Annotated in this window: 10 protein-coding genes; 6 read left to right on the top strand and 4 right to left on the bottom strand. The window is 71.7% G+C overall.

What is annotated here, in order from left to right; all coding sequences use genetic code 11:
• Positions 1-62: 62 nt before the first annotated feature.
• Positions 63-1,088, top strand: a complete 1,026-nt coding sequence (locus I596_RS05270) for an acyltransferase family protein (protein ID WP_067645179.1) — start codon at positions 63-65, stop codon at positions 1,086-1,088.
• A gap of 74 nt (positions 1,089-1,162) precedes the next feature.
• Here the strand turns inward: I596_RS05270 and I596_RS05265 are convergent, their stop codons facing one another.
• The 4 genes from I596_RS05265 to I596_RS05250 are packed head-to-tail and all read right to left on the bottom strand — an operon-like array spanning position 1,163 to position 5,761.
• Positions 1,163-3,232, bottom strand: a complete 2,070-nt coding sequence (locus I596_RS05265) for an NAD-dependent epimerase/dehydratase family protein (RefSeq protein WP_067645176.1) — start codon at positions 3,230-3,232, stop codon at positions 1,163-1,165.
• A gap of 17 nt (positions 3,233-3,249) precedes the next feature.
• Positions 3,250-4,443, bottom strand: coding sequence for a glycosyltransferase (locus I596_RS05260; protein ID WP_067645173.1), 1,194 nt, complete (start codon positions 4,441-4,443; stop codon positions 3,250-3,252).
• Positions 4,436-5,047, bottom strand: coding sequence for a class I SAM-dependent methyltransferase (locus I596_RS05255; protein ID WP_067645171.1), 612 nt, complete (start codon positions 5,045-5,047; stop codon positions 4,436-4,438). The genes I596_RS05260 and I596_RS05255 overlap by 8 nt, the downstream gene beginning before the upstream one ends.
• 51 nt (positions 5,048-5,098) lie before the next feature.
• Entirely contained in the window at positions 5,099-5,761 is a 663-nt protein-coding gene (locus tag I596_RS05250; RefSeq protein WP_067645169.1) for a J domain-containing protein, read from the bottom strand.
• A 294-nt stretch (positions 5,762-6,055) separates the two neighbouring features.
• Between I596_RS05250 and I596_RS05245 the strand changes: the two genes are divergently transcribed.
• From I596_RS05245 to I596_RS05225, 5 genes are read left to right on the top strand one after another with little or no spacing between them, the layout of a single operon-like run.
• Positions 6,056-7,129, top strand: coding sequence for a polysaccharide deacetylase family protein (locus tag I596_RS05245; RefSeq protein WP_067651482.1), 1,074 nt, complete (start codon positions 6,056-6,058; stop codon positions 7,127-7,129).
• Between the two features lie 18 nt (positions 7,130-7,147).
• Positions 7,148-8,419, top strand: a complete 1,272-nt coding sequence (locus I596_RS05240; RefSeq protein WP_067645166.1) for an O-antigen ligase family protein — start codon at positions 7,148-7,150, stop codon at positions 8,417-8,419.
• On the top strand, positions 8,416-9,951 hold the full coding sequence (locus I596_RS05235) for an oligosaccharide flippase family protein (protein WP_067645163.1): 1,536 nt from the start codon (positions 8,416-8,418) through the stop codon (positions 9,949-9,951). The genes I596_RS05240 and I596_RS05235 overlap by 4 nt, the downstream gene beginning before the upstream one ends.
• Positions 9,952-9,967: 16 nt before the next feature.
• Positions 9,968-11,326 (top strand): phenylacetate--CoA ligase family protein, encoded by a 1,359-nt coding sequence (locus tag I596_RS05230; protein WP_067645160.1) that lies wholly within the window; start codon positions 9,968-9,970, stop codon positions 11,324-11,326.
• Positions 11,323-12,450, top strand: a complete 1,128-nt coding sequence (locus I596_RS05225) for a glycosyltransferase (protein ID WP_067645157.1) — start codon at positions 11,323-11,325, stop codon at positions 12,448-12,450. The genes I596_RS05230 and I596_RS05225 overlap by 4 nt, the downstream gene beginning before the upstream one ends.
• The last annotated feature ends 82 nt before the right edge of the window (positions 12,451-12,532 follow it).

Raw genomic sequence — 12,532 nt, 5'->3', positions numbered from 1 at the left:
CGGCCGCCCGGCGCGCGTATGATGCGCGCCGAGCCGCGCCCCCCGGCGCCCGGAGTGGCACCGTGCCGACCGCTTCGCCACCCGCCTCCCGCGTCGTCGAGCTCGATGCGCTGCGCGGCCTGGCCGCGCTCGCGGTGGTCGCCTACCACTACACCACGCTCTACGGGGAGCTCTACGGCCACGCCGGACCGGCACCGCTCTCCTTCGCGTTCGGCAACTACGGCGTGCACCTGTTCTTCCTGATCAGCGGCTTCGTGATCTTCATGACGCTGGAGCGCACGCGCACGGCGCTGGACTTCGTGGTCGGCCGCTTCTCGCGGCTGTTCCCGGCGTACTGGACGGCGATCGTGTTGAGCGCCGTGGTCGTCTACACGATCGGCATGCCCTCGCAGCGCCTGCCGTGGAGCGACGTCGTCATCGATTTCACGATGATCCAGCAGTTGCTCGGCGCCGAGCATCTGGACGGCTCGTACTGGACGCTGGAGGTGGAGCTGTTCTTCTACGCGCAGATGCTGCTGTGGTTCGTGCTCGGCCAGCTCGGGCGGATCCGCTGGATCATCGGCGGCTGGCTGGTCCTGGCCGTGGTCTACGGCCAGGCCGAGCAGCGCGGCGTGCACCTGTCCTACACGCTGCGCGAGCTGTCGATCGCACGCCACATCCCGTTCTTCGCGCTGGGCATCCTGTTCTACCGGCTGCGCACCTATCCGGCGGAACGGCGCACCGACCTGGCGCTGATCGGCCTCACCCTGGTCGCGATCGCGGTCGCCTACCCGCCGGTCTTCACCGCTGCCGCCCTGGTCTGCTCGGGCGTCTTCGCCCTGTTCGTGACCGGCCGCCTGGGCTGGCTGCGCGCAGCGCCGTTCGCCTTCCTCGGGACGATCTCCTACTCGCTCTACCTGCTGCACCAGGCGATCGGCTTCAGCCTGATCTGGCACTTCGAGCAGGCCGGCCTCGGCGGCGGGACCGCCGGGCTGTGCGCGGCCGTCGTCGTGACCGCGCTGGCGACGGCGCTGACCTTCACGGTCGAGCGGCCGGCGATGCGCCTGATCCGCGACGCCTGGAAACGCCGGCGCAGCATCGCCGCGTAGCCGGCGCCCGGCGGCAGCCCGCAGGCGCGGCCCCGCGGATGCGCCGGTGCCGCACGCGACCGGCGCCCGCGGCTTCAGCCGGCGCCGAAGGTCCGGTCGAGCCCGCGCCGCACGCCGACCTGCGGCGTCCAGCCGAGGCGGTCGCGCGCGGCGGACAGGTCGAAGTTGGCCAGCGGGCGCAGCGAGGCGACGCGGTAGCGCGTCAGCGGCACGTCGCGCCGCAGCACCTTGCCGAGCAGTTCCACGCCGTGCGCCAGCGTCGAGAAGACGCCGACCGACACGCGGCTCAGGCGCAGCTCGTCGCCGAGCTTGCCGCGGACGCGGTCGAGGTATTCCTGCTGGGTGACCGGCTCGCCGTCGACGATGTTGAACACCTGGCCGACCGCGGCCGGCGCGCTCGCCGCCAGGCGCAGCGCATCGACGACGTCGTCGACGTAGACCAGCGGGATCGTCTGGCCGGCCTCGCCGATCGCCAGCCAGCGCCCGGCCAGCGCGACCGTGCCGTTGGGCGTGACCTTCTCGGCGCCCGGCCCGAAGATCTGGCCCGGCCGCAGGATCACCGCCGGCAGGCCGCGGCCGCGGATCGCATCGGCCACGTACTGCTCGGCCGTCAGCTTGGTCTGGGTGTAGGCGCCGCGGCGCTGCGGCGTCGGCTCGAACACCGAGGTCTCGGTCACCGGCACGGCCGGGTCGCGGCCGGCGTGGTCGAGCACGCTCAGCGAGCTGACGTAGACCAGGCGGCCAGTGCCGTGGCGCAGGCAGGCATCGACGACGTTGCGCGTGCCCCAGGTCGTGCCGGCCTCGAAGTCGCGCAGGCCGCCGCGCATCGCCGCGCCGACGTGATAGACCACCGGCACGCCGGCCACGGCGTGATCGACGATGCGCGGATCGCCGAGATCGCCGATGACCTGCTCGATGCCCGCGTCCGCGGCGTAGGCGGCGACCGGGCGCCGCACCAGCACACGCACGCGCTGGCCGTCGGCCCGCAGCCGCGCGACCAGCGCCCGGCCGAGAAAGCCGGCGGCGCCCGTCACCAGCGCGTCGGCCGGCGCCGGCGTCACCGCCAGGCGCGCGTCCAGTTCCTCGCGCCGCAGGCGGTCGGGCTCGGCGCAGGCGGCCTCCAGCAGGCGGACGATGCGCAGCGCGTCCTCGCCGGTGAACGGCGGCCGCGCGTTGTCGCGGGCGGCGTGGGCGAAATCCGCCGCGCCTTTCTGGATGCCCGGCGAAGGCCGCAGCAGGCCGGTGGCGAAGCGCACCACGTTCCACGGCACGCGCACGACGTCGGCCACCGCGCTCAGCCAGGTATTGATGACGATGCCGATGAACTTCGGTCCCGGCAGCACGCGATGGATGCGGCAGGTCTGCAGGAAGCGGTCCACCTCGATCGTCCCGCGCGTGCCGCGCACCACCAGGCGGCTCTCCATCGGCCGCGCGTTCCACGACAGCAGCAGCCGGCCGATCGCGCCCTCGCCGGCCGCGCGCACCTGCCATTCGTCGAAGCGCAGGTTCGGGTCGCGGCCGCTGGACTGGAAACGGACGTCGAGGTCGCGCAGCGGCCCGATGAACGCCTCCAGCGTGTAGAGGCCGTGCACGCCGAGGTCGCGGAACGGATAGGAGCCTTGCGCGACCTGGCCCGGCAGCGGGCCGCCGGCATACGCCGGATATTCCGAGCTGCGCAGCACGTCCACCGAGACGACCTCGCCGATCCGCCCTGCGCGCACCGTCTCGAGCGCCTTGATGACCACCGGATCGAGCAGGTCCGAATGGTTGACGCCGAGGATCAGGCCCTTCTCCTCGGCCTTGGCGATCATCGCCTCGCATTCGGCCACGGTGTCGGCCATCGGCTTCTCGACCAGGACGCCGCAGCCGAACGTGTCCATCGCGCGGATCGCCAGCGCGGCGTGCGAGGCCGGTGGCGTCAGGATGTAGACCGCGTTCGGGCGCGCCGGCGCGAGATCGTCCAGGTCGGCGACGACCCGCTCGATGCCGAAGCGCTGTGCCAGCGCATGGGCCGCCTCGAGGTTGGTGTCGCACAGGCCGACGACCTCGACGAAGTCGAGCCGCTTGAGCGCCGCCAGGTGATGGCTGGCGACATAGCCGGCGCCGACGACGGCGACGCGCAGCGTGGAGGCGGGAGCACTCATGGGCGGTGTCCTTGGAATCAGCGGGAAGAAGGGGGAACGCGCGCGGCGAGTGTGCCGGCGACCTCGGCCAGGACCGCCTCGACGCGGCGGTCCCAGGTCTGGTCGGCCACCGCGGCGCGGCGCTCGGCGGCACCGGCCTCGGGGCCGGCGCCGATCGCCGCGTCGAGCGCGGCGAGGAAGCCGCCGCGATCGTCCGCCAGGCGTACGACGTCGGCGAACTTCTCGATCTCCGGGTTGCGCACGCTGACCACCGGCTTGCCGGTCGCGAGGTATTCGCGCAGCTTCAGCGGATTGGCGTTGGCGACCTGCCGGTTGAGACGGTACGGGATGATCGCCGCGTCGAACGCCTTGGCCCATTGCGGCAGCGTCGCGTAGGGCTGTGCGCCGGCGAGGCGCACGTTCGGCAGCGCGGCCAGCCGCGCGACGTCGACCGCCGCATGGCCGACCAGCAGGAAGGTCCAGGCCGGGCGCTGCCGCGCCAGCCATTCGATCAGCTCCAGGTCGATCCATTCGTGGATCGACCCGAAATAGCCGATCACCGGATGCGGCAGGCCGCGCGCAGCCTCGGCGACCGGCGTGGCCGGATCGGCAGCGCGGCCGAACAGGTCCACGTCCACGCCGTGCGGCGAGAACACCGTGTGCGGGTTCTGCGCGGTCTTGGCGGCGACCAGCGCCGGCGGCGCGACGAAGACGATATCGGCCGCGCGCGTCAGCGCCAGGTCGCAGGCGGCGATGCGGGTGCTGTCCACGCCCGGGTGCGCGGCGTAGTCGTCGATGCAGTAGTAGACGCACAGGTCCTCGCCGAGGCGGCCGGCCAGGAAGCCCGGGTGCGGCACCACGAACCAGGCGATGCGGCGGTCGATGCCGGCGGCCTTCAGCGCGCGCCGCACCGCCCAGCCGCCGAACCAGCGGTTGAACGCGTCCACGCCGGGGATGCGGCGGAACGGCAGCTGCGGGATCGTGCAGTGCCACAGCTGCCCCTCGATCCGCGTCGGCGGACGCAGCGCGGCCGTCAGCTTGCGCAGGGCGCGGCGCAGGTCGCGGCCGCTGGCCTGCGGCGCACGCATGCCGGGCGAGGAGACGTACAGCACCGGCATCGCCCGGGCCAGGCGGCTGGCGACATGGTGGCTGCTGGTGCGGTTCTCGGCGTGCCAGTCGTTGCCGAAATAGACGACACCGCGGCCGGCCAGCGCCGCCTGCGGATCAGTCATTGCGCCACCAGCACACCAGCCACACGGTACCGCCGTGCCAGATCCAGTCCTTGGTGAGGCCCGGAATCCGCTCCAGGTGCGGGCCGACCCGGCGCAGCGCCGGCGAGAACACCGTGACCAGGCACTGCCGGCCGAGGTGGCTCATTCGCTCCAGCGTGGCATCGATGTCCTTCACGTAGTAGAGCATTTCGCAGGCGGTCACCAGGTCGAACCGGCCCTTCTGGTCGCCCCAGGGCTGGCTGGCGATGTCGGCCACGGCGAAATGGGCCTGCGGCAGCCGCGACCGCGCGCGCGCGATCGCGTTCTCGCTGACGTCGATGCCGTAGACCTGGTCGGCCAGGCGCGCGAAGTGCTCGGTCTGGTGGCCCTCGCCGCAGCCGAGCTCGAGCAGCGAGCCGGGCCGGTCGAACGCGCGCGCGACGATGCGGCCGGTCCCCACGAACCGCGCCTGCTCCAGCGGCGAGTCGAGGTTCCACGGATCGCTGACCGTATAGGCGAGGTCCAGCCGCGCGTAGTTGTCGGCGCCGCCGACGCCGCGCATCGCGTACTTCATCCACGAACGCCGACTGATTTTCTGGAACAGCGCCTTGGCACGCCCCATCATCGCTCGATCCTCCGGTCCATGCTCTTGCCGCGCCGACGCCCGTGCGGGCGCTCAGCAGCGCGGAGGCGGAAGCTTGTTCGCCCCCGGATGCGCGCTCGGGGTCCCCAGCGGCCGCAGGGGCGAACTGTACCAGCCATTGACGGTGCCGCAGCGGAACGTGATCCACGACGGCCCGTAGTCCCAGCGCTGGTCGGTTTCCAGCAGCGGTGCGCCGAGCAGCGCGCGCACCACCTTCTTGGAGGTACCCAGCTCGATGCGCCGCTCGGCCGCCACCGCCGGTTCCGATGCACCGGACGCCGGGACCGGCGCGGACGGCGGCGCCGGCGGGTCCGGAATCAACACGCCGAGGCCGACCGCCACCAGCAGGACCAGCACGCCGACCGTGCCGAGCCAGCCGCCGATGCGCGATGCCGGCGCTTCTGCCGCGGCGGCAGCGGCGGCCGGTGCCGGCGCTTCGCCGGTCACGCCCGCGCCTGCCGGGCGCGACGGCAGCGGCGCGCCTGGCAGGCGGCCGTGCCGGCGCTGGAATTCCAGCGCGCTGGCGTACAGCGCATTGAGCCGCTGCAGTTCGCCGACATCGGCGGCACCGTCGGGCCGGTCCGGATGCAGGTCGGCCACGCGCCGGCGATAGGCCTGCCGGAACGCCTCCGGCGAGCAGCCCGGCGCCAGGCCGAGCGCCTGGTAGAGCTCTAGGAAATTCGTATCGCGCGCCATGGTCCTGTCTTCCCCCGGCGCAATTCTACTCCGACCGGCAGGCGAGGCCGCCGCTGGAACGCGCGCCGCCGGCGGCCTGCAACCGAAGTTCACCTGCCGCCACGTGCCGCGACGGCCGGCGGTGGACAGTCCATCCACGCGCGTGCATGCTTGCCCGGTCATCCGGCGTTCCGAAGCGGACCGGCCAGAGCTTCGCCGACACAGGGGATACCCGAGATCGCGAAATGGCGGGATGCGCCCGCTCCGACCGTATTCCGTTCTCGACGGGCTACGGCTCAGCTCACGGAAATGGAAATGGAAGCGACCTCGTCCCGCACCTCCGGCAGTGGAAAGCGCCAGACGCTGGCCCGCTGGTTTCACGCCAGCGGCCTGCTGCCGGGACTGCAGCGCCTGCGCGGCGTGCTGCGGCGCGACCTGCGCATCCTCGCCTACCACCGCGTCGTCGACGTGCCGGATCCGGCGTGCTTCGGCTTCGACCTGGCCGTGGTCAGCGCCTCGCCGGACCAGTTCCACCGCCAGATGGACCTGCTGCGCCGGCGCTTCAATCCGGTGCGGTTCCAGGACCTGATCGCGGCGCTCGACGGCGGGCCGCCGCTGCCGCGCGATCCGGTCATCGTCACCTTCGACGACGGCTACGACGACAACTACCACGTGGCCTTCCCGATCCTCCGCGCGCTGGGTGTGCCGGCGACCTTCTTCGTCTCCACCGGGCACATCGACAGCGGCCTGCCCTATGCCTACGACTGGCTGGTGCACATGGTCTGCTTCACGCCGGCCGAGCGGATCGTGCTGGCGCCGCTCGGGCTCGACCGTGCGCTGCCGGCCTCGCTGCCGGAGCGGCGCGCCTTCGCGGAGGCGCTGCTCGATCGCCTGAAGGCCTTCGACGACGCCGTGCAGGCCGACCTCATCGCCACGCTGGAGAGCGCCTGGCAGATGCCGCGCGCGCCGCAGCGCGACTGCCGGCCGATGACCTGGCCGCAGCTGCGCCAGATGCAGGAGGCCGGCATGGAGATCGGCTCGCACGGCGTCCATCACCGGATGCTGGCCAAGCTGCCGGAGGCGGCCATGGAGGAGGAGGTGGCGGCGTCCAAGCAGCGGCTCGACCGCGAGCTGCCGCGGCCGGTGGACGTCCTGTCCTATCCGGTCGGCGGGCCGGACGCCTACGACGCGCGCGTGATCGCGGCGGTGGCGCGGCACGGCTACCGGATCGCCTGCAGCTACGTCAGCGGCACCAACCCGCTGGCCGCCCCGCCCCGCCATGCGCTGCGGCGGCTGCCGGTCGAGCGCGAGATGCAGGCGCCGTGGTTCTCGGCCATGGTCACCTGGCCGGAGGTCTTCGGCTACCCTTCACGCCTTCGGCTCGGCTGAGCGGAACGCACCCTCTTCATGTTCTTCTTCATGCTGCTCTACCTGGTGCTGGTGCTGATCCGGCCCCAGGACTATCCGGCGATGGCCGAGGCCCTGCCCGTGCCGGTGCTGCAGGTGACCCTGGGGCTGGCGCTGGTGGCGTGGCTGGCGTCGCGGGCGAAGTCCTTCGCCGCCCCGCAGTACCTGCTGATCGGCCTGTTCCTGGTCGTGCTGATGGTCTCCAAGGTCGTCAACGGCTGGGCCGGCGGCGCCCTGGTGCAGTTGCTGAAGTTCGGGCCGATCGTCGCCGCCTTCGTGATCCTCGCCAATGCCGTCACCACGCCGGCGCGCATCCGCACGGTGATGGTGGTCTTCGTGCTGTGCTCGACGGTGCTGGCGATCCACGGCATCGACCAGGTGCAGACGGGCATCGGCTGGACCGGCGAGCCGTTGTCGCAGGGCACGCGCATCCAGTACGTGGGCATCTTCAACGACCCCAACGACCTGGGACTGCTGTTCGTGATGTGCCTGCCGATGGCCCTGTACCTGTCCAGCCGCGGCGGCCTGCTCGGCCTGCGCCGGCTGTTCTGGTGGGCGGCCGGCGGGACGCTGCTGTACGGCATCTACCTGACCAATTCGCGCGGCGCACTGCTGGCCCTGGTCACCCTGGTCGGCGCCTACGTCTGGCAGCGGCGCGGCCTGGTCAGCGCGGCGGTGTTCGGCGGCGTCGGCCTGGTCGGCCTGATGCTGATTCCCTCGCGCCTGTCGGAGCTGGACATCGACGAGTCCTCGGCGATGGGCCGCGTGGACTCGTGGTACGAGGGCATCCAGATGTTCATCGCCGATCCGCTGTTCGGCATCGGCGCCGACGGCTTCTCGGACCTGCACTACCTGACCGCGCACAACTCGTTCGTGCTGGTGCTGGCCGAGACCGGCATCATCGGCTACACGATCTGGCTGGCCTTCGTCGGCTACTGCTTCCGCATGCCGCTGGCGGTGCTGCGCATGCAGCGCCAGCCGGCCGACGCGGCGGCGGCCAGTGCCTGGGCGGCCGAGCGCAAGCTGGCCCTGACGCTGCTGCTGAGCCTGTTCGGCTTCTTCGCCGCGGCCTTCTTCCTGAGCCGCAGCTACATCATCCTGCTCTACCTGCTGGCCGCCGTGGTGGTCGGCTACTACGCCGGCGCGCGCCAGCGCTATCCGGATCTGCCGACGTTCGACCTCGGCAAGGACCTGGTGCTGTGGCCGCTGGTCTCGGTCGCCTCGATCGTGTTCCTCTACGTGCTGGTCAAGGTGATGCTGGGGCTGGCATGAACGCGCGATCGGGCACCCTGCGCAACACGCTGTTCTCGTCGGTGGGCATCTATACCGAGTACGTGCTCGGCATGCTGACCTCGATCATCATCGCCCGCTACCTGGGACCCGGTGACTTCGGCGCGTACAGCATGGTGGTGTGGCTGGTCGCGATGGGCGTGGCGATCACCAACTCCGGTACCGCCAGCGCGGCGATCCGCTTCGTCGCCGAGATGCGCGGCAGCGACCGCCCGGAGCTGATCGTGCCGGTGCTGGCGTTCCTGCGCCGCGCCCAGCGTCTGTTCCTGCTGGCGGTGCTGCTCGCCGGCGGCGCGCTGTTCGCGTTCGCCGGCGGCAAGCTGGCGCCCGGGTTCAACCACGTGGTGCTGTTCGGCTTCCTGGTGCTCGCGGTGACGCTGCGCTCGCAGTACATGTTCAACATCGGCGTCTGCAAGGGCTTCGAGGACTTCCGCTCGACCGCCATCGTCGCGCTGGTGGCCACGCCGGCCAACCTGGCCCTGGTCGTGGCCTGCTGGTGGTTCGACGCACCGGTCGAGGCGCTGCTGGCCGTGTTCGTGGTGTCGAGCGCGGTGTTCTTCGCCGTCTCGCACCACAAGGCGCGCGCGCTGCTGCCGGCCGTCCCGCCGGCCCCGGCGCTGCCGCCGGAGCTGCGCGCGCGGATCGCCCGCCACATGCGGATGACGGCGATGATCGTCACCGTCGGCTTCTTCGCCGCCAGCGAGGTGGAGGTGCTGTTCCTGAACCTCTACGGCCTGGCCGCCGCCGCCGGCCAGTTCAAGGTGGCCTATCAGCTGGCTTCGGGCGCCGCCCTGCTGGTGCCGGGGGTGTTCGGTGCGCTGCTGCTGCCGATGATGGCGCATGCGCTCAGCCAGGGCCGCGAGATCGCCGGCCGGCGCTTCGCCGCCTCCACGGTGTACCTGTCGCTGCTGGCGTTCCCGCTGATCGCGTTCGGCTTCGTCTTCGGCAGCTCGGTGATCACGCTGCTGTTCGGCAGCGCCTACCAGGCGGCCGGCCCGGTCTTCGCCTGGTGCCTGTTCGCCGCCTCGATCGTCACGGTCTCGCAGGGCGGTTCGAGCCTGCTGCTGAGCGCCGACCGGCAGGTGGTGGTGCTGCTGGTGGTGATCTTCTGCGGCCTGCTCAAGATCGCGCTCGATGCGCTGCTGATCGCCCGCTACGGCCTGGACGGTGCGGCGACGGCCTATGTGATCGTCTCGCTGGCGTCCTCGGCGTCGATGATCGGCATGGGCATCCGCACCAGCGGCGTCGGCCTGGACGTCGGCCGGCTGGCGCGCATCGCATTGGCCGCCGCGCTGGCCGCCGCTGCCGCCTGGCCGCTGCGCGGGCAGTGGCCGCCGCTGCCGACGCTGCTGGTCGGCGGCCTCGTGCTGGCGCCGGTCTACGCGCTGGCCACGCTGCTGCTACGCTGCTGGAGCGAGGCCGACATCGGCCATCTGCGCCTGCTGCACGCACGCTTCGCCAAGGGGCGGCCGCGCGTGCTGGCGCAGCTCCTGGCCTGGGCCGAACGCCGCTGAAGGGGGAGAACGGCAGATGGGCATCGGGTACGAAAAACTGTTCCGCCGCGTGTTGTTTCCGCTGTACGACCAGGTACTGGCCGGCCGCGGCACGCTCGGCTTCCTCGCCGAATACGAGCACAGCCAGTGGCTGCCGCCCGAGCGCCTCGAAGCGCTGCGCTGGGACAAGCTCAAGCGGCTGCTCGAGCACTGCTGGCGCGAGGTGCCCTACTACCGGCAGCGCTGGTCCGAACTGGGCATCACGCCCGACGCGATCGCCACGCCGGCCGATTTCGCCCGCCTGCCGGTCCTGACCAAGCACGACATCCGCACGCATTTCGAGGCGCTCAAGGCCGACTCCTGGCGCGACAAGCTGCTCTACAAGTCGACCAGCGGCTCGACCGGAGAACCCTTTCGCTTCGGCTACACGCGCGAGAGCAACGACCGCCGCTCGGCGGTGATGTGGCGCAGCTACGGCTGGGCCGGCTCGCGGCCCGGCCGGCGCACGCTGTACCTGTGGGCGGTGCCGTCCGGCTTGCGGCCGCTGCAGGCGCTCAAGCAGCGTCTCTACAACCGGGCCTACAACCGGCTGATGCTCGACAGCTTCACGATGCGCGAGGACACGATGGCCGAGTACGCCGCGGCGATCGACGCGTGGCGGCCGGAGATCATCGTCGGCTACGTCGGCCCACTGGTCCGGCTGGCCCAGTGGCTGCTCGCCCAGGGCCGCCGCATCCACGCGCCGGCGGCGATCCTCGGCGCGGCCGAGTCGCTGCACGACTTCCAGCGCGAGGTGATCGAGCGCGCGTTCGGCTGCCCGGCGTTCAACACCTATGGCTGCCGCGAGTTCATGCTGATCGCCAGCGAGTGCGAGCAGCGCACCGGCCTGCACGTCAATGCCGACCACCTCTACGTCGAGATCGGCTCGCCGCTGCCGAGCGCGACCGATGCCGGCACCGGCGAGATCATCGTCACCGACCTGCACAACTACGGCATGCCGTTCATCCGCTACGCCACCGGCGACCTCGCCACGCCGGCGACCGCGCCGTGCAGCTGCGGCCGCGGCCTGCCGCTGGTCGGCAAGGTCGAAGGCCGCAAGCTCGACGCCATCCGCACGCGCGACGGCCGCATCCTGCCCGGCGAGTACTTCCCCTACATCTTCAACGACATGAAATGGGTCAAGCGGTTCCGGATCGTGCAGCGCAGCCTGCAGGCGGTCGATCTGCTGCTGGTCGTCGACGGCCAGGCCGATGCCGCCCGGCTGGACGCCGTCCGCGCGCTGGTCGCGCGCACGCTCGGCGACGGCATCGACATCCGCATCCAGGTCGTCGACGACATCCCGGTTGCCGCCAACGGCAAGTTCCGCGTGACCATTTCCGAGCTTTCAGAACCATGAACATCACCCACGTCGTCGAGAACCTCAATCGCGGCGGCCTGGAACGCGTGGTCATCGACCTGGTGCGCGTCCAGCGCGCGGCGGGCCATCGCTGCCAGGTCGTGTGCCTGTTCGAGGAAGGCGCCCTCGCCGAGGAGCTGGCGACGCTCGACGTCCCCGTCACCGCCTGCGGCAAGCAGCCCGGCTTCGACCTCGGCACGGTCCGCCGCGCGCGCGCGCTGATCCGCGGCCACGGTACCGAGGTGCTCAACACGCACAACGCGATGGCGCACTACTACGCGACGCTGGCCTCGCTGGGCCTGCGGCTGCGCCGGGTCAACACGCGCCACAGCATGGGCGTGACACCCAACCACCGGCGCCGCGACTGGCTGTACCGCGGCGCGGTGCGGCTGACCGATACGGTGATCTCGGTGTCGCGGGCTTCCTGCGAAGCGGCCATCGCGCAGGGCCTGGTGCCGGCCGCCAAGTCGATCGCGATTCCGAACGGCATCCCGATCGGCGATTTCCAGCCGCGCTCGGCCGCGGCGCACGCCCACCTGAGCCAGGCGCTGCAGATCGCGCCGGACACGCACATCCTCGGCACGGTCGGGCGGCTGCATCCGGCCAAGGACCACGCGATGCTGCTGCGTGCCTTCGCGCGGCTGCTCGGCGAGCGGCCGCGCAGCGCGCTGGTCATCGTCGGCGACGGCAGCCTGCGCACCGACCTGGAACGCCAGGCCCGCGACACGGGCATCGCCGGCCAGGTGCATTTCCTCGGCGACCGCAGCGACGTCAAGCAGCTGCTGTGCGGCTTCGACCTGTTCGTGATGTCCTCCAGCACCGAAGGCTATTCGATCGCCCTGGTCGAGGCCTGCGCGGCCGGCCTGCCGGTCGTCGCGACCGCCGTGGGTGGCAACCCGGAGATCGTCGGCGACGGCGTCAACGGCTTGGTCGTGCCGCCGGCCGATCCGGCCGCGCTGGCCGATGCGCTGGCCGCCCTGCTCGGCGACGAGGCCCGGCGCCAGGCGATGAGCGATGCCGCCCGCCGCTGGGCGCTCGCCAACGGCTCGATCGACGCCATGGCCAGGCGCTACGAGGCGGTCTATCGCGGACAGCCGGCGGCCGCCGACGGCACCTCGCGTTGACCTGTCTTGCCGGGATGGGATACTTGCGCACCGCGCCGGGCCCGGCGAACCGATCCACGCCACCGGTCACCACCCGGCCACC

The sequence above is a fragment of the Dokdonella koreensis DS-123 genome (assembly GCF_001632775.1).
GTDB lineage: Bacteria > Pseudomonadota > Gammaproteobacteria > Xanthomonadales > Rhodanobacteraceae > Dokdonella > Dokdonella koreensis.
This window is presented reverse-complemented; position numbering and strand designations above follow the sequence as displayed.